The 17833-nt window shown below is 67.2% G+C and carries 16 protein-coding genes; 15 read left to right on the forward strand and 1 reads right to left on the reverse strand.

All coding sequences use genetic code 11. The annotated features are described in order from the left end of the window. The first annotated feature begins 86 nt into the window (after positions 1-86). The 4 genes from rlmE to folP all read left to right on the forward strand — a co-directional run bounded on the left by rlmE (position 87) and on the right by folP (position 4054). Entirely contained in the window at positions 87-719 is a 633-nt protein-coding gene (gene rlmE, locus AAD027_RS12670) for a 23S rRNA (uridine(2552)-2'-O)-methyltransferase RlmE (protein WP_341726486.1), read from the forward strand. Positions 720-768: 49 nt separating this feature from the next. Continuing rightward, positions 769-2697, forward strand: coding sequence for an ATP-dependent zinc metalloprotease FtsH (ftsH, locus tag AAD027_RS12675; RefSeq protein ID WP_341726375.1), 1929 nt, complete (start codon positions 769-771; stop codon positions 2695-2697). A 34-nt stretch (positions 2698-2731) separates the two neighbouring features. Then, a complete protein-coding gene (locus AAD027_RS12680) occupies positions 2732-2920 on the forward strand; it encodes a hypothetical protein (RefSeq protein ID WP_341726376.1) in 189 nt (62 codons plus the stop codon). Between the two features lie 231 nt (positions 2921-3151). Next, positions 3152-4054, forward strand: coding sequence for a dihydropteroate synthase (gene folP, locus AAD027_RS12685; protein WP_341726377.1), 903 nt, complete (start codon positions 3152-3154; stop codon positions 4052-4054). Between the two features lie 306 nt (positions 4055-4360). On the opposite strand, the gene AAD027_RS12690 is transcribed toward folP, so the two are convergent. Next, the gene (locus tag AAD027_RS12690) at positions 4361-6805 is read right to left on the reverse strand and encodes an HzsA-related protein (protein ID WP_341726378.1); all 2445 of its coding nucleotides are present in this window, start codon (positions 6803-6805) and stop codon (positions 4361-4363) included. A gap of 822 nt (positions 6806-7627) precedes the next feature. On the opposite strand from AAD027_RS12690, the gene miaA reads away from it, so the two are divergent. From miaA to AAD027_RS12745, 11 genes are all read left to right on the forward strand, one after another. Then, positions 7628-8584 carry a tRNA (adenosine(37)-N6)-dimethylallyltransferase MiaA gene (gene miaA / locus AAD027_RS12695; RefSeq protein WP_341726379.1) on the forward strand — a complete coding sequence of 319 codons (957 nt, stop codon included), beginning with the start codon at positions 7628-7630 and terminating at the stop codon, positions 8582-8584. A gap of 115 nt (positions 8585-8699) precedes the next feature. Then, positions 8700-8978, forward strand: coding sequence for an RNA chaperone Hfq (gene hfq / locus AAD027_RS12700; protein ID WP_341726380.1), 279 nt, complete (start codon positions 8700-8702; stop codon positions 8976-8978). Between the two features lie 35 nt (positions 8979-9013). Further along, entirely contained in the window at positions 9014-10354 is a 1341-nt protein-coding gene (hflX, locus tag AAD027_RS12705) for a ribosome rescue GTPase HflX (protein ID WP_341726381.1), read from the forward strand. Between the two features lie 191 nt (positions 10355-10545). Beyond that, entirely contained in the window at positions 10546-11661 is a 1116-nt protein-coding gene (hflK, locus tag AAD027_RS12710) for an FtsH protease activity modulator HflK (RefSeq protein ID WP_341726382.1), read from the forward strand. Then, positions 11658-12521: a protease modulator HflC gene (gene hflC, locus AAD027_RS12715; protein WP_341726383.1), complete on the forward strand. Its 864-nt coding sequence runs from the start codon at positions 11658-11660 to the stop codon at positions 12519-12521. Before hflK ends, hflC begins: the two co-directional genes overlap by 4 nt. A gap of 306 nt (positions 12522-12827) precedes the next feature. After that, the gene (locus tag AAD027_RS12720) at positions 12828-13013 is read left to right on the forward strand and encodes a DUF2065 domain-containing protein (protein ID WP_341726384.1); all 186 of its coding nucleotides are present in this window, start codon (positions 12828-12830) and stop codon (positions 13011-13013) included. 349 nt (positions 13014-13362) lie between these two features. Continuing rightward, the gene (locus tag AAD027_RS12725) at positions 13363-14655 is read left to right on the forward strand and encodes an adenylosuccinate synthase (RefSeq protein WP_341726385.1); all 1293 of its coding nucleotides are present in this window, start codon (positions 13363-13365) and stop codon (positions 14653-14655) included. 202 nt (positions 14656-14857) lie between these two features. Further along, complete coding sequence (locus tag AAD027_RS12730) at positions 14858-15172, forward strand: hypothetical protein (RefSeq protein ID WP_341726386.1); 315 nt, start codon at positions 14858-14860, stop codon at positions 15170-15172. 363 nt (positions 15173-15535) lie between these two features. Beyond that, the gene (locus AAD027_RS12735; RefSeq protein WP_341726387.1) at positions 15536-16222 is read left to right on the forward strand and encodes a class I SAM-dependent methyltransferase; all 687 of its coding nucleotides are present in this window, start codon (positions 15536-15538) and stop codon (positions 16220-16222) included. Between the two features lie 201 nt (positions 16223-16423). Next, the gene (locus AAD027_RS12740; RefSeq protein WP_341726388.1) at positions 16424-16957 is read left to right on the forward strand and encodes a MarR family transcriptional regulator; all 534 of its coding nucleotides are present in this window, start codon (positions 16424-16426) and stop codon (positions 16955-16957) included. Continuing rightward, entirely contained in the window at positions 16944-17636 is a 693-nt protein-coding gene (locus AAD027_RS12745) for a hypothetical protein (protein WP_341726389.1), read from the forward strand. The genes AAD027_RS12740 and AAD027_RS12745 overlap by 14 nt, the downstream gene beginning before the upstream one ends. Positions 17637-17833: the final 197 nt, after the last annotated feature.

The following is a 17833-nucleotide window of genomic DNA, read 5'->3' on the forward strand; positions in this document are numbered from 1 at the left end:
GGAAGGAGGTTCAGGGTATCATGGCGCTTCCCCTGATCGGCTCCGGCGGCACCCGTCGCAGGTTGCCCGGAGACCTTCCCGCGCCCATGGCCACCCGCAGCAAAAGCAGCCAGCGCTGGCTGAAGGAACACTTCTCCGACCCCTACGTGAAGAAGGCGCAGGCCGAGGGCCTGCGTTCGCGCGCGGCCTACAAGCTGGAAGAGCTGCTGGAACGCGACCGCCTGCTCAAGCCGGGCATGGTGGTGGTGGACCTGGGCGCGGCCCCGGGCGGCTGGTCGCAGTTCGTCCGCCAGGCCCTGGGCGACCATGGCCGGGTGGTGGCGATGGACATCCTGGAGATGCCGCCGCTGGCGGGCGTGGAATTCCTTCATGGGGATTTCAGGGAAGATGCGGTCCTATCACGGTTGGAAGCCATGCTGGACGGGCAGCCCGTGGACCTTGTGCTGTCGGATATGGCCCCCAATAAGAGTGGTGTGGATGCGGTGGACCAGCCGCGGGCGATGTACCTGGCTGAGTTGGCCATGGATTTCGCCGACCGGCACCTGAAGCCGGGCGGCGCGTTCCTGATCAAGCTGTTCCAGGGCACCGGCTTCGACGACTACATCCGCGAGATTCGCCGCCGATATGACAAGGTGGCGATCCGCAAACCGGACGCCTCGCGCAAGCGGTCGCCCGAGGTCTACGCGCTGGGCCAGGGCAAGCGCACCCAGATCAAGTAAGGTGACGTAACGTGGTTATCGTGAAAGAGGAACGCCGGAGCCGATGAGGATGAACGACTTGACCAAGAATCTGCTGCTGTGGGTAGTCGTGGCCGTCGTGCTGATGGTCGTCTTCCAGAGCTTCTCCCCCAAGCTGGGCGCCGGTGCTGGCGGCGGCGAGATCACCTATTCCGAGTTCCTGCAGGAAGTGGACGCCGGCCGGGTGGCCTCGGTGCAGTTCACCAACGAAAGCAACCTGGTGACCAACGCCATCACCTACAGGCGCAAGGACGGCTCCAGCGGCACCGTGTACGGCCCGCAGGACCAGAGCCTGGTCAACGAGCTGGTGCGCAAGAGCGTCACCATCACCCGCGACAAGCCCGAAAGCGGCATCTCGCTGGGCATGATCCTGCTGAACTTCCTGCCGGTGCTGCTGATCATCGGCTTCTGGATCTTCATCATGCGGCAGATGCAGGGCGGCGGCGGCGGCGCGAAGGGCGCGATGTCCTTCGGCAAGTCGCGCGCCAAGCTGCAGGGCGAGGACCAGGTGAAGGTAACCTTCGCCGACGTCGCCGGTTGCGACGAAGCGAAGGAGGAGGTCGGCGAACTGGTCGAATTCCTGCGCGACCCGGGCAAGTTCCAGAAGCTGGGCGGCAAGATCCCCCGCGGCGTGCTGATGGTCGGCCCGCCCGGCACCGGCAAGACGCTGCTGGCCAAGGCCATCGCCGGCGAGGCCAAGGTGCCGTTCTTCAGCATCTCCGGCTCCGACTTCGTCGAGATGTTCGTCGGCGTCGGCGCTTCCCGCGTGCGCGACATGTTCGAGCAGGCCAAGAAGCATGCGCCGTGCATCATCTTCATCGACGAAATCGACGCGGTGGGCCGCCATCGCGGCGCCGGCCTGGGCGGCGGCCACGACGAGCGCGAGCAGACCCTCAACCAGTTGCTGGTGGAGATGGACGGTTTCGAGGGCGGCGAAGGCGTCATCGTGATCGCCGCCACCAACCGCCCCGACGTGCTCGACCCGGCGCTGCTGCGCCCGGGCCGCTTCGACCGCCAGGTCGTCGTGGGCCTTCCCGACGTGAAGGGCCGCGAGCAGATCCTGCGCGTGCACATGCGCAAGCTGCCGCTGGCCGACGACGTGGAGCCGCTGGTGATCGCCCGCGGCACGCCCGGCTTCAGCGGCGCCGACCTGGCCAACCTGGCCAACGAGGCGGCGCTGTTCGCCGCGCGCGAGAACGCCAAGGAAGTGCGCATGGACCACTTCGACCGCGCGCGCGACAAGATCCTGATGGGCGCCGAGCGCCGCTCGATGGCGATGAGCGAGGAAGAGAAGACCAATACGGCCTACCACGAGGCCGGCCACGCCATCATCGGCCGGCTGGTGCCCGACCACGACCCGGTCTACAAGGTCACCATCATCCCGCGTGGTCGTGCGTTGGGCGTGACCCAGTTCCTGCCGGAAGGCGACCGCTACAGTTCCACCCGCGAGAGCCTGCACAGCCGCCTGGCCACGCTTTACGGCGGCCGCGTGGCGGAAGAGCTGATCTTCGGCGCGGACAAGGTCACCACCGGCGCCTCCAACGACATCGAGCGCGCCACCAAGATGGCCCGCAACATGGTCACCAAGTGGGGCCTGTCGGAAGAGCTGGGCCCGATCGCCTACGGCGAGGAAGAGGACGAGGTGTTCCTGGGCCGCTCGGTGACCCAGCACAAGAGCGTCTCGGACGAAACCGCGCGCAAGATCGACGACGTGGTGCACGACATCCTGGACAGCGCCTACAACCGCGCCAAGACCATCCTGACCGAGAACATCGACAAGCTGCACGTGATGGCCAAGCTGTTGCTGGAATACGAAACCATCGACGTGCCGCAGATCGACGCCATCATGGAAGGCCGCGATCCGCCGCCGCCGATGGGCTGGGACAAGGCCGGCAAGGATGGCGACAAGGGCGATTCGCGTCCGCTGCCGCCGATCGGCGGTCCCGCCGCGCAGACCTGATGCCGGCGCGGTTGGCGTGACCGATCCACGCAACATGCAACGCACCCCGGAGGCCTGGCTACGCCAGGCCTCCGTCGCTTTCATCGTCGCCTCCACGCTGGTGACACTGACCGCGGTGGGTTTCGCCCTGGGTCTGCTCTCCCTGCCCGCCGTCGTCGTGGCCGTGCTGCTGGCCGCCGGCGCGATGGCCTACGGCCTGTACGCCCGCCGCCGCGCCTCATAGCTCAGCCTCCGCGGCCTGTGTTGTGGGAGCGACGTCAGTCGCGACGGGGAATGCAAAGAAAACGCAGGCCAAGGATCGCGCCGATGAACACGGATGAAGCCTGTTCAAGCCTTGTCCGCGTTGCATCCGCGTAATCCGTGGCGAACTGGTTTTGCATTCCCCGTCGCGACTGACGTCGCTCCCACGGGGCCTCCGCTCTACAATGCGCGCTGCCGATATGGGAGCGAGGCCATGTTCGATACCACGCCGCAACTGGACTGCGCCGGACGCATCCTCAGGCTCGATCGCCCGCAGGTGATGGGCATCGTCAACGTCACCCCGGATTCGTTCTCCGACGGCGGGGCGCACGACACGCTGGAGGCCGCCATCGCGCATGGGCTGAAACTGGCGGAAGAGGGGGCGGACATCCTCGATATCGGCGGCGAATCCACGCGACCGGGCGCCGACGAGGTGCCGGCGGAGGAGGAACTGCGCCGCGTCATCCCCGTCATCGAACGGCTGGCGAAGGAGACCGCGCTGCCGATCAGCATCGACACCTCCAAGCCTGAGGTGATGCGTGCCGCCGTGCAGGCGGGCGCCGGCATGATCAACGACGTCTACGCACTGCGCCGCGAAGGCGCGCTGGACGCAGCCTCGTCGCTGGGCGTGCCGGTGGTGCTGATGCACATGCAGGGCGAGCCGCGCTCGATGCAGGCCGCGCCGCAGTACGACGACGTGGTCGGCGACGTGCATCGTTTCCTGGCCGAACGCATCTTCGCCGCCGAGATGGCCGGCATCGCGAAGAAACACATTGTCATCGACCCGGGCTTCGGCTTCGGCAAGGACACCACGCACAACCTGCAGTTGCTGGCGCGACTGGAGCGTTTCGTCGAGTTGGGAGTGCCGGTGCTGGCGGGGCTCTCGCGCAAGCGCAGCATCGGCGAGCTGACCGGCCGCGACGCGCCGGCCGAACGGGTCTTCGGCTCCGTGGCCGCGCACCTCATCGCCGCGCAGCGCGGCGCCCGCATCGTGCGCGCGCATGACGTGACCGCCACCGTGGATGCGCTGAAGGTATGGAATGCCGTCGCTACCGTACCGCAGCCGCGCACGGCGTCGCCCGCCGCCCCCGCGATCCGTTGGCCGGACGACGAGTGAACTGATCGATACGGCCGGCAGTCCGCGTCGGTCCTGTCCGGCCTTATCCGGGACCGCGACATGTCATCAGTTGCGGTGCCGAAAGGCCCGTTGAGGGCCTGCGCATGGTGGCGCGATTAGGATGCCGGTGATTGCCATGGCCCGGCGGGCGGTGGGGACGTGTCCCAGGGGGAACAAGGAGTTCAGCTGGACCCATTCGCGGTGACGGCTACAGGTCGTGCGCGTGCGAGCAGCGGCGGCGTGTGCGCCAGGCATTCCGGCAATCGCATCGCCGGAATGCCATCGGTGGCAAGGATCGCGCAGGAATCAGCGGACCTGCGTGCCCGGTGCCGTCGGGCGGGGCATCTCCTCCAGCACGCGGCGCGCTTTCGGCGCCGCCTGGGTCGCGTCGATCACGGCCGTGGTCAGCGATGACGACGGAGATGGCTGCGAAGCGGCCGGCGCGGGCTGCGACGAGGAGGTCGTGCCGCGCGTGGGCGTCAGCGGCTGCGAGCCGTTCACCAGGATCGGGGCGCTGCTGCCGCCACCGCTGGTCTGCTTCCAGTGGCGCAGCAGCTGGCGCAGCGCTTCGGGCTTGTTGGTCGCTTCCGCCGCGCCCGCCTGGTTCCTGCTGTTCTCGCCATGGCAGCCGGCGCAGGTGCGGATCTCGCCGGGCTGGGTGGTGACCCAGACGCGCTCGCGCACCACCGGCGTACCGGCGGCATCGGTGGTCTGCCAGGTCAGCGCGCGGTTGGCGGGCACGAACGCGGCGGTTGAGCCGTCGGCGGCGATCTTCACGCTGCCGGCCGGACCGCCCGAATTGGCGGGGTTGTACTGGCTCGTCGTGGGCTGCGCGATCACGCGGCGGCCCGACTTGAAGTTGCTGTAGGCGCGGATCTGGTTGCCCTGCAGGATCTGGTAGTGGGCGATGTTGTAGACCTTGCCGCTGCCCTTGGACGTTTTCACGCCGCCCGGCACCTGCAGGTTGAACGGCTGCTGCACGTCGGCCTGGTCGCGGCTGGTCTGGTTGCGGGTCACGATCAGCGACAGGTTGTTGGCCTTCATCCAGTTGCGCAGCGCGGTCTCGCTTACCTGTTCCTCGGCCAGAACCGCGCTTTCCGGCGCCTCCAGCTTGAAGCTGTTGTTGCCCGGACGCGGGCGCGCCACCACTTCCACCGCCTCCAGTTCCCACAGGGTCCCGTTGAACGTCACCCGACTGTCCGGGCTCCACCAGGAGATCGACTTGCTGATGCCCGAGGTCAGCGGGCTGCCCGCGATCAGCATGCCCGCCGCATCCGTCTTCAACTGGTAGAGCCGGAACTGCACGCCCGACTGCACGGTCGCGCTGGGCGTATAGGTGGCCACCATCTGGCCGGTGCTCATCGGCAGCGGGTTGCGGAAGCGCCCGCCGGACAGGCTGTTCCCATTTCCGGCCGGTGAGGCATCCTCGAACACCATCTGTTCGGCGTTGAGCGTCGGCGCGCCGGTGAAGCGCACGATCTGGTCGCTGGTCAGCGAGCCGAACTCGCGCGCATAGATGCCGTAGTAGGTGCCGCGTGTGCGGGGATCCTCGCGCACCTGGAACACGCCGCCGTCCATGCGGATGTTCTTCTTGTTGGCGATGATCGCAGTGTTGGTGTAGTCCGAAAGCGCAGAATCGGTGCTGAAACTGCGGGTCAGGTAACCGAACGACAGCTCGTGGCGACCGATGTGGTTGAGGGTCAGCTCCTCGGTGCCGTCCTGGTTCATCTGCCACGGTGTGAACAGGTTGTAGGTGAACGGGTTCACCCGCCCGTAGCTGGAGTCCATCCCGTTGCGCGACTCGGGGAAGATCTCGGCCTGCCGGCCGATGTTGGCCGCGCCGGCGGCCTCGCTGGCGTAGTTGAAATCGCCGTAGCTGCCCGCATCGGCCTGCTGGTCGCGCTGCAGGTGATCCCAGCGGGTGAATATCACGCGGCCGTAGCTGTCGATGGTCGGCGAGAACGCGCCGCTGGGCGTGTGGTTGAGCAGGCGCAGTTCGCCCGTGGACGGCGTCAGGCTGTAGATGCCGGTGATCGTGGGCGTGCTTTCGTACTCGTCCAGTTGCGGGTACAGGTGCGATTCGCCGCCACGCGGACGGTCGGAGGTGAACAGGATGCGGTCGTCGCTGGTGTAGAGCGGCGATACGTTGTTGTAGTTGGCCGGCTGGCCGGCGACCTTGGTGATCACCGCGGTCTGGCCCTGGGTCAGGTTGGTGACTTCGTAGATCTGCCATTTGGCGTTGACGCTGGCGTATTGCTGGGCGGGCGCGCCCACCAGCATGCTGAAGACCGCCTTCTTGCCGTCCCAGTGCACGGTCGGCTCGCGCACGGCGATGGCGTTGCTGCCTTGCAGGCCTTCCATGCCGAAGCCCGCTTCCTTGGTCAGGTTGCGCAGCGCGCCGTTGGGGTAGCGGATCATCAGGTCGCCGCCGCGCGGCACCGAACCCAGGTCGGTCAGGTGGTTGGCGAACGAGGACAGGCGGCTGGCGAAGCGGTCGCCGCCGGCCGTGGGGATCTGCGTCACGAACAGGATCGGGGTCTGCACGGCGGTCGTCACCACCGGCGCGGCGGCGGCCACGGCCGAGGCGGTCACCCGGCTGGGGGCATCGCCGGTCGGCACGGCCTGCGCTTCGGCATCGGTCGTGGCGGCGGGGATGTTCTGCTCGCCGCTGCAGGAGGCAAGAAGGGCGGTCAGGCCCAGGGCTAGCGTGGGCAGGATCCTGCGGGAAAGGGCGCCTGGGGCGATATGCATCATGCTGCTCGTGAAGTTCAGGGGGTTTCGTGGGCACGCGCAAGGCCCTGCGCTGGCCAGTTCCCGGTGGGCTGGGAACCGTCGGCGCATGACGCGACGCGGTGGAGCCAAGGCAAGCTGCGAACCGTCACGCACCCAGGTCGAGTGGGCGCCCCCGTCGGATCCGCATGGACTGGTTGAGTGGTGATCCCGGCCAACCCATGACTCGCGATGGAAGAATACAGTGGCTCCGGATAATCGCCAGCCACAAAATTCAATATCGAGTACTGAAGCACAATATTGAGCGAAAATTATTTCGCTTCGAATGCGGCGCGCTGCGATAAACCGGAAGTCATCGTGGATTAAGGTTGCGGATGCAACCGGCGCGGACTTTATCGGACGCGCTCCTTCACGCGGTCTTCATCCGGGACGGGAGGCTGGAATGGTGCTGTTTTCCCGGTCGTTTCATGCCGGAGTCGAGACGCCGTCGGAGAGCAAGGATGACAGGAACGTGACGCATGGGTCGCCTTCAACAGCGCGTGGAGAATAGTGCGCAGGTCCACATGCGGAAAGGCGTTCGTCGCAACGATTATGTGACCCGATTATCGTGCATCGAAAAGGCGACATAACGCAGAAGGGAGCGGGTCGGGCCCCGATGCGAATCCAGCGCATATTCCTGTCGGCCGGCATCGGTACGCTTGGCGAACCAACCGATTCCCCCCGCGGCCGGTATCAGGGTCCCGAGGCATCCGGCCCGACCCGTGCCCGGACCGGAAGCGCGGGCCGCCCGGCACGCTAAGCTGGGCGCCCCTTGCTGATGCCATTCCGCAGCCTTGCCGCCCGATGATCTCCGATCCGCGCCCGCTCGCCATCGCCATCATGGGGCCCACCGCCTCGGGCAAGACGGCGTTCTCGCTGGAGGTGGCCGAGCGCTTCGGCGGCGAAATCGTCAGCGTCGATTCCGCGCTGGTCTATCGCGGGCTGGACATCGGCGCGGCCAAGCCGACGGCCGAGGAGCGCGCGCGCGCGCCGCACCACCTGCTGGATGTGCGCGACCCGTGGCAGGCCTATTCGGCGGCCGAGTTCGCACAGGACGCGCGCCGCGCGCTGGACGGCATCGCCGCACGCGGCAGGCTGCCCGTCCTGGTGGGCGGCACCGGGCTGTACTTCCAGGCGCTGCTGGAAGGACTGGCGGCCATGCCGCCGGCCGATCCCGGGCTGCGGGCGCGGATCGCCGCGCAGGCGCAGGCCCGCGGCTGGCCCGCGCTGCATGCTGAACTGGCCGCCATCGACCCCATCGCGGCCGCGCGCATCCACGCCACCGACCCGCAGCGCATCCAGCGGGCGCTGGAGGTCTTCCGCCTGAGCGGCAAACCGATCAGCCAATGGCAGCGCGAGGCGCGCGCGCAAAGGCTTCCCTACCGTGTGCTGAAGCTGATCCTGGCGCCCGCCGAGCGCACCGTGCTGCACGAACGCATCGCGCGCCGCTTAGACCTGATGCTGGAGCAGGGCTTCCTGGACGAAGTCCGCCGCCTGCGCGCCTTGCCCGCGATGCAGGCGGTCGCCGCGCCGCTGGACCTGCCCGCCGTGCGTGCGGTGGGCTATCGGCAAGCCTGGGAGTACCTGGACGGGCAGGGCAGCGCCGCCGAGTTCCGCGACCGCGCCATCTTCGCCACCCGCCAGTTGGCCAAGCGCCAACTGACCTGGCTGCGGGGCGAACTGGATGCCCGCTGGTTCGACCCGGCCGTCGACCGGGAACGCCTGCGGCAGGCCCTTTCGCTGTTTCTGGGCAGTTGGTAGCTAGCCAAGCGCCCGATGTTGTGTAACATCGGGGCTCCGGACGGCTGGGGAGCCGTACGCCGGTCCGGGAAAGCACCACATACCTAACTATAAGAACGCAAGGCGGGAGTACGACATGTCCAAGGGGCAATCCCTGCAGGATCCTTTCCTGAATGCATTGCGGCGCGAGCGCGTGCCGGTTTCGGTCTACCTGGTCAACGGCATCAAGCTGCAGGGCACTATCGAATCGTTCGACCAGTTCGTCGTCCTGTTGCGCAACACGGTCAGCCAGATGGTCTACAAGCACGCCATTTCCACCGTGGTGCCGGCGCGCAACGTGCGCGTGGGGCCGGGCGGCGGCTATGTGCAGCAGGGCGAGGACGGCGGCGAAGGCGGCGAAGACGAAACCGCGTGATAATGCCTGCCTCGTCGAAAGAGGCATGACCCCGAGTGTTTGAACGATCCCGCAAGGGCGAGCATGCGTTGCTGGTCCAGCCGCATGCCGGCGGTCCGCCGGACGATGGCGCCACCGAAGAGTTCGCCGACCTGGCCCGCTCCGCTGGCGCCACGGTCGCGGCGCTGCTCACTGCGCGCATCGACCGGCCCAGCCCGTCCACGCTGATCGGCAGCGGCAAGCTGGAGGAAGTGAAGGCCGCGGCCGACGCCACCGGCGCCGACCTGGTGCTGGTCAACTTCCCGCTGTCGCCCGGCCAGGAACGCAACCTGGAGAAGTTCCTGCAGCGCCGCGTGCTGGACCGCACCGGGCTGATCCTGGACATCTTCGCCCAGCGCGCGCGCAGCCACGAAGGCAAGCTGCAGGTGGAACTGGCCCAGCTCAGGCACATGGCCACGCGGCTGGTGCGCGGCTGGACCCACCTGGAGCGCCAGCGCGGCGGCTCCATCGGCCTGCGCGGCCCCGGCGAAACCCAACTGGAAACGGACCGCCGCCTGCTGCAGAAGCGCGTGGAGCAGTTGCAGAAACGGCTGCAGAAAGTCGAAGTGCAACGCACCCAGATGCGCCGCGCCCGCGTGCGCAGCGAACTGCCGCGGGTGGCGCTGGTAGGCTACACCAACGCCGGGAAATCGACGCTCTTCAACGTGCTGACCGGCGCCGAGGCCTACGCGGCCGACCAGTTGTTCGCCACGCTGGACCCCACCGTGCGCCGCGTGGAACTGCCCGGCGGCGGCGTGGTGCTGGCCGATACCGTCGGCTTCGTGCGCGACCTGCCGCACGAACTGGTCGCCGCGTTCCGTTCCACCCTGGCCGAAGCGCGCGAGGCCGACCTGCTGCTGCACGTCATCGACGCCGCCGACCCGCTGCGCGAGGAACGCATCGCGCAGGTGGACGAAGTGCTGCAGGAAATCGGCGCCGGCGACCTGCCGCAGATGCTGGTGTTCAACAAGATCGACCGCATCGAAGGCGCGCAACCGCGCCACGACCAACCCGACCCGGGCGTGGCCGAAGGCGAGGCGCCCAGCGCCGGCATGGGCCGCGAGCGCGTGTGGATCTCCGCGCGAGACGGGCAGGGCATCGACCTGCTGAAAGGCGCGCTGGCGCAGCGGCTCGGCTTCCAGCGCGTGCGCGGGCGGCTGGACCTGCCCGCGCATTCGGCCCGCCTGCGCGCGCGCCTGCACTCGCTGGGCGCGGTACTGGCCGAGGACCACGACGAGCACGGCTGGCACCTCACCGTGGACCTGGCCCTGGCCGATGCCCAGCGCCTGGCTTCGCAGGCCGGCGGGCACCCGCTGGAAACCCTGCTGCCCGCGGCGGCGGCGGAAGACTGGCGCTGACGACCCCCTGTAGGAGCGGCTTCAGCCGCGACGCGTTTCCATGGCCGCCTGTCGCGGCTGAAGCCGCTCCTACAGGATCTGCGCATTTCCATGACCTTCCGGGGTTGCCTCCCGGCCGGGTTGGCCCAATCTTGTAGAATCGGAACCGCGCCGGTCATCGGCCCGCGCGAACTTTTCACTTCGGAGTGGGCATGGCCTGGAACACCCCTGGAAGCGGCGGATCTGGCAACAACGGCAACAGGAACCCCTGGAAGCCGCGTGGCGGCGGTAGCGGCGGCGGCATCGGCGACGTGGTCGAACGCCTGCGCGGCCTGTTCGACGGTGGTGGCGGCGCCGGCAATCCGCTGCGCTGGGTGGCCATCGGCCTGGGCATCCTGGTCCTTTTCAGCAGCTTCCAGCTGATCGGCGAACAGCAGCGCGGCGTCGTACTGCGCTTCGGCCAGTACAGCCGCACCATGCAGCCCGGCCCCAACTTCAAGTGGCCCTGGCCGATCGAAAGCGTCACCAAGGTCAACGCCACCGAAGTGCGCACCTTCAGCAACAGCCTGCCGGTGCTGACCCGCGACGAGAACATCATCACCGTCTCCTTCAACGTGCAGTACCGCGTGGGCGACCCGGAGAAGTTCCTGTTCGGCACCACCGACGCCGTGCGCGTGCTCGAGCAGACCGCGCAGAGCGCCGTGCGCGAAGTCATCGGCCGCTCCAACCTGGACGCCGCGCTGAACGCGCGCGGCCCGCTGTCGGCCGCCGCGTCCACCGCGCTGCAGGCCTCGCTGGAGGCCTACCGCACCGGCCTGGTGGTCACCGAACTGAGCCTGCAGGACGCGCGCCCGCCGGAAGAGGTCAAGCCCGCGTTCGACGAAGTCAACAGCGCGCAGCAGATGAACGAGCGCCTGGTCAACGAAGCGCGCGCCTACGCCGCCAAGATCGTGCCCGAGGCCCGCGGCCAGGCGCAGCGCGTGCGCACCGTGGCCGAAGGCTACAAGACCGCCTCCATCGCCCGCGCCACCGGCGACGCCACCCGCTTCTCGCTGCTGCTGGACGAATACCGCAACGCCCCGGAAGTCACCCGCAAGCGCCTGTGGCTGGAAACCGTGCAGCAGGTGCTGGCGGACAACCGCAAGGTGATCGGCGGCGACAGCCGCCAGCTGATCTACGTGCCCATGGGCGGCGCTCCGGCCCAGCCGACCTCGGCGCCGCTGCCGGCCGACATCGTGATGCCGTCGGTGGAAAGCACGCCGTCATCCAATCCGCGTAGCGGCGCACGCACGCCCCGACCGACCGGCCGCGAGGAGGCACAGCCATGAGGAATTCATTGATCGTCGGCATCATCGTGGCCGTGCTGCTGGGCCTGATGGGCTCGGTATACGTGGTGCGCGAAGGGCAGGTGGGCCTGGTGCTCAACCTTGGCCGCGTGGCGCGCAGCGAGATCGGCCCCGGCCTGCACTTCAAGGTGCCGCTGGTGGAAACCGCGCGCGTGTTCGACCGCCGCTTCACCGCCAACGAGTTCCCGCCCGAGCGCTCGCTGACCTCCGAACGCAAGGACGTCAGCGTCGACTTCATCGCCATCGGCTTCATCGTCAACGCGGCCGACTTCTACCGCGCCACCGGCGGCATCCCCGAAGTGGCCACCGACCGCCTGGCGCCGATCATCAAGGAATCGCTGCGCAACGAGATCAACTCGCGCACGCTGACCCAACTGGTGTCCGGCAACCGTCAGGAGCTGATCGAGAAGCAGTTGCCCGGCATCAACGCCGGCGCCAAGACACTGGGCATGCAGATCGTCGACATCCGCTTCAAGCAGATCGACCTGCCCACCGACAGCGAGGTCATCGGCCAGGTCTACGACCGCATGCGCGCCGAACGCCGCCAGGTGGCCAGCCAGCTGCGCGCCGAGGGCGAGGAACAGGCCCGCATCGTCCGCGCCCAGGCCGACCGCGAGCAGACCGTGCTGCTGGCCGAAGCCGAGCGCGACGCGCAGAAGCTGCGCGGCGAAGGCGACGCCGAAGCCGTCCGCATCTACGGCCAGGCCGCCAACCGCGATCCGAGCTTCTATGCCTTCCAGCGCAGCCTGGAGGCCTACCGCGTCTCCTTCGCCGACGGCAACGGCGTGATCGTGCTGGACAAGGGCGATCCGTTCCTGCAGTACATGCGCAGCGACCGCTGAGTCGGCGTGATGAGGGAGCGGGGCAATGAACGCTCCGTTCCCAGCGCAGCGTTGGGCATCCGTGGTGCCCAACGACTTCCCTGGATCTGGGGCCCTGTGGGAGCGACGTCAGTCGCGACAGGGCATCGACGGCCCATCCAAAAGCATCGCGACTGACGTCGCTCCCACGGGGCAGTACCCAGGCAAGACCAGCGGCCGCATCCGAACGATGCAAGGCACCGGATACACCCCAAGTGCGCTTCGCTTGCCCGGAGTGCACCCCGCCGCCGGCACCCCATTCCTTCCTCCCGCCTTCCTTGGCTCGCCATGTCCGAACTCTGGTCCGCCCTCTGCCTGGTCGCCATCCTCGAAGGGCTGGTGCTGTTCGTCGCGCCCGGCGGCTGGAAGCGCGCCGCCGTGCAACTGCTGCACATGACCGACCGCCAACTGCGCGCCTTCGGCGGCCTGGTCCTCGTCACCGGCCTGCTGGCCCTGTGGTGGCTGCGCCATTAGATCTACCGCGAAGGCTCCTGCTTTATCCCTTCTTCCTGATTTGCGGGAAGAAGAGCCTGTCCCGCACTTGATACAGGGTGCCTAGACAGCGGATGAGGGGCGGTCGGAGTCCGGGTGATCGCCTCCCCGCGGCCTAGGAAGGCGCGAATGGCGTCCCGCCGGGGTAGCCCCCGCCCCCGAAAACCCGGATAATGCACAAAAGCCGGACGGGCGCTCTGAAGAGCCAACCCCGCCCGGCTTTTTCCATGTCCAGGATCCGTAGGAGCGCCCCTTGGGCGCGATGACGCCATGGCGGAAAGCATCGCGCCCAAGGGGCGCTCCTACACCCCCGCTTCTCGGAGTCAGTGCAATGGGTCAGTCAGTCGTCGTTCTCGGTGCCCAGTGGGGCGATGAAGGCAAGGGCAAGATCGTCGATCTGCTCACCGAGGAAATCGGGGCGGTGGTCCGCTTCCAGGGCGGCCACAACGCCGGCCACACGCTGGTCATCGGCGGCAAGAAGACCGTCCTGCACCTGATCCCCTCCGGCATCCTGCGCCCCGACGCGCTGTGCCTGATCGGCAATGGCGTGGTGCTGTCGCCGGCCGCGCTGATGAAGGAAATCGCCGAACTGGAAAGCGCCGGCGTGGAAGTGCGTTCGCGCCTGAAGATATCCCCGGCCACCCCGCTGATCATGCCGTACCACATCGCCTTGGATCAGGCCCGCGAGAAGGCCGCCGGCGGCAAGGCCATCGGCACCACCGGCCGCGGCATCGGCCCGGCGTACGAGGACAAGGTGGCGCGCCGAGGCATCCGCGTGGCCGACCTGCACTACCCGCAGCAACTTGGCGAGTTGCTGCGCACGGCGCTCGATTACCACAACTTCGTGCTGACGAAATACCTCAACGCGGACGCGGTCGATTACCAGAAGATGCTCGACGAAGCGCTGGAATTCGGCGAGTACGTGCAGCCGATGAAGTCCGACGTGGCCGGCATCCTCCACGACCTGCGCAAGCAGGGCAAGCGCGTGCTGTTCGAAGGCGCCCAAGGCTCATTGCTCGACATCGACCACGGCACCTATCCCTACGTCACCAGTTCCAACACCACCGTCGGCGGCGCGCTCGCCGGCACCGGCGTGGGCGCGGACGCCATCGACTACGTGCTCGGGATCTGCAAGGCCTACGCCACGCGCGTCGGCGGCGGCCCGTTCCCGACCGAACTCGACGACGAAGTGGGGCAGGGCATCCGCGACCGCGGCCAGGAATACGGCGCCACCACCGGCCGGCCGCGCCGCTGCGGCTGGATCGACATCGTCGCGCTCAAGCGCGCCGTCGCCATCAACGGCATCAGCGGCCTGTGCATCACCAAGCTCGACGTGCTCGACGGAATGGACACGCTGAAGATGTGCATCGCCTACGAGTACCGCGGCAAGCGTACCGAATACGCACCGCTCGACGCGCAGGGCTGGGACGAGTGCACGCCGGTGTACCTCGAGTTCCCCGGCTGGGAAGAGAACACCCATGGCGTCACCGACTGGGACAAACTGCCGCCCGCCGCCCGCGCCTACCTGCGCGCACTGGAAGAACTGGCCGGCTGCCCGCTCGCCATCGTCTCCACGGGTCCCGACCGCGACCACACCATGGTCCTGCAGGATCCGTTCGCCTGAGTCGTCATCCCGGCGCAGGCCGGGACCCGGCGACTTGCGAAAAGCCCCGCCGATGCGGGGCTTTTCCATATCAATTCCGCCAGTACACCCGTTCCGGCACAAGCCTTGCATCACGCCGGGCAACCTCGGTGCGTCGCTGTTCCAGCATGATCGCGCCCGGGGATGTCCGGCCCCCACGGCCATTCTGGTGGAGTGTCATCCGATGTACCGCAATCAATCCCGTTCGGCCGTCATCACCGGCCCCTGGCAATCCTCCGTGGCCGCGGCTCCGCGCACGCCCGAGCGGCGCAAGCGCGCGCCCGTGCAGGACCCGGAAGCTCTGCGTGCCGGCCTGACGCCGCCGCAACTGATCACGCTGGAGGCGCTGGAAATCTTCAAGTGGCGCCTGGCCTTCGTCCGTCGCCCACTGTTCAGCACACCCATCCCGGTGCTGTTCGACCGTGAAAACACGCGCTACGTGGTGATCGAGGAAGACGGCACCCTCAACGAAAACCCGACGCTCAAGCTGCGCGGCTGACGCACCCTTCTCCTTCCCCCCACAAGGTGGGGAGAAGAGCCAGCGCGGTACCTGACGGGGTGGATAAGGGGCGCGCGCCGCATCGCGGTCCGCCGTACGCATCCATGCCACCCGTCATCCCGACGGCTTTCAACAGCCGAATGGCGGATCAAGCCGGGACCCGGCGACGCGCGAAAGCCTCGACACGCGCCATGCCCCGGCGCCGTGAACAGCCCCGCTTCGCCGATAGCGTAGGATGACCCTTGTCCCACGCTGTTTCGTGCGTCTCGCCCGGCCTTTCCTTCGTCGCCCGCTGCGCTCCCTTCCTGCGTCCGTCTTCCCGCTGCCGGGACCAGACCTTCGCGACTTCTTTCTGGAGCGCCCATGCCGGGCTACACCACCCGTCTGTTGACGGTTCGCCTGGGCGGCCGCAATTACCGCATCCGCGCGCTGAGCGACCTGCAGCAGTTCGCCGATCCCACCGGCCAGGCGCAGCGGGCGGGCATTTCGTCGTCGCTGTGGAGCTTGTTCGGCCAAGTCTGGCCGTCCGGCAAGGTGTTGGCCGAGGCGATGAGCAATTTCGACGTGGAAGGCAAGCGCATCCTGGAACTGGGCTGCGGCCTGGGCCTGTCCAGCTTGGTGCTGGCGGACCGCGGCGCCGACGTGGTGGCCAGCGACCATCATCCGCTGGCGGAGTCGTTCCTTGCCTACAACGCCGGCTTGAACGACCTGCCGGCGGTGACCTACCGCGACCTGCCGTGGGCCGTGCCGGACGAGACGCTGGGCAGGTTCGACCTGATCATCGGCAGCGACATCCTGTACGAACGCGACCACGCCACGCAGATCGCCGCCATGATGCAGCGCCACGCCCAGCCGGCGGCCGAACTGCTGATCACCGACCCCGGCCGCGGCAACAGCGGCCCCTTCACCCGCGCCATGGCCCTGCAGGGCTACGAGGTCACCGAACAGCGCAGCCGTTTCGACGAAAAGGACACGGAGCCGTTCCGGGGGAGGTTGCTGAGCTATCGGCGGGGTTCGCCCAATGGCTCGGCAGTATCGTTGCCGGAGTGAGAACGGTGGGGTTGCCCGTTGGCGGTCGCGGGGATGGGCCGTGACCAAGCCAAGTGACCCTTCCGGGTCCATTTGCTTCCAGGCGTGGCTGATATCGCGGTAAGAAGGCCTATTCAATGCGGGCTTCGTCATTCCCGTCTCTTGTAAAGTGCTTGGAAAACATGGATATTCGCTATTTGCGAATAGCGAATGGTGAGTTGCATGGAACTCAAGCCTCAGGAACTTCTGATCCTGCTGAAGGCCATCGCTCACCCCGAGCGACGATTTACATACGCCGCCCTGGCAAAAGAACTGTCCATGAGTTCTGCGGAAGTCCACGCCAGCGTGAAGCGCGCGGTAAACGCTGGCTTGGCGGTATCACGGGGGCGTGGCCATTGGTCGCCGATCAGGCCGGCACTGTTTGAATTCCTGCAGCATGGCGTGCGCTATGCGTTTCCGGCCACGTTGGGGCCGATCAAACGGGGGGTCGCCACAAGCTTTGGGGTGGAGCCTTTGGCGAGCCAGCTGTCCGCAGGCCAAGAGGAAGTACCTGTCTGGGCATACCCGGAGGGGCTGCACAAGGGCCCCAGCCTGTCGCCAATCTATCGGACCGTCCCGCAAGCAGCATTGTCCGACCCGGCCTTGCATCGCCTGTTGGCTCTTTTGGACGCGCTACGCCTGGGGCGTGCTCGTGAGCGCGATATAGCGGCACGCTGTATGGCCAAGGAGTTGGGCGTGATAAATGCCGCGATTTGATCCCAACCTTCCGCAATTGCTGGCTATCGCGCGGGCGCTGGGCGGCTTGCGCGAACAGATCGTGTTCGTGGGTGGTTCCGCTGCCGGCCTTTTACTGACGGATCCGTTGGCAGAAGGTGTGAGGCCGACCATGGACGTGGATGCGATCGTCCAGGCCGACAGTCTGATGCACTTCTATCGGATCGAGACGGCACTTGCCGATCGAGGCTTTGTACGCGACGCCGACAGTGGGGTGATATGCCGATGGAAACACCTGCCTTCCAGTGGGATATTCGACCTGATGCCGGTAGATGCAACGGTGCTGGGTTTTTCAAATCGATGGTATGAAGAAGCCGTTAGAAGCGCTCATGCGATGCGAATCGCGGACGATATCGAGATTCGTGTGGCGGCGGCGCCTGCCTTCGTCGCGACGAAGCTGGAGGCTTTTATCGACCGGGGTAAAGGCGACTTCCTGGCGAGCCACGATCTGGAGGATGTCCTGACCGTGATAGACGGTCGAATCGAACTGGTGGACGAACTGCGGGACGCTCCTGCCGAGTTGCGTAGTGCTGTTGCGGAAGTCCTGGCACGCCTCTTGGAGCATCCTGATTTTGTCAATTGCCTGCCCGGACTCATTGCCGATGCTGATCGTGCAGGGGTGGTGCTCAGGCGAATACGTCAGCTGGCGCATTTGGCCTGAGCAAAAAGGAATTTTTCGGGAAGGACACCGGGAAACACCGGCCGAACGATATCGGCTGTCTGGTGCGTCGATCGATTGAATCCGCAGCCGGAAGAGGACATTTATAGGCGATGCCGCCTTCGCTGGTCCCGGATGTGTCATGCTCTCGGCGATTACAACGACCATGGGAGGGTGCGGCAATGGCCAAGGGCCTGGAC

Origin of the sequence: Pseudoxanthomonas putridarboris (assembly GCF_038321125.1) — a bacterium.
Taxonomy (GTDB): Bacteria; Pseudomonadota; Gammaproteobacteria; order Xanthomonadales; family Xanthomonadaceae; genus Pseudoxanthomonas_A; species Pseudoxanthomonas_A putridarboris.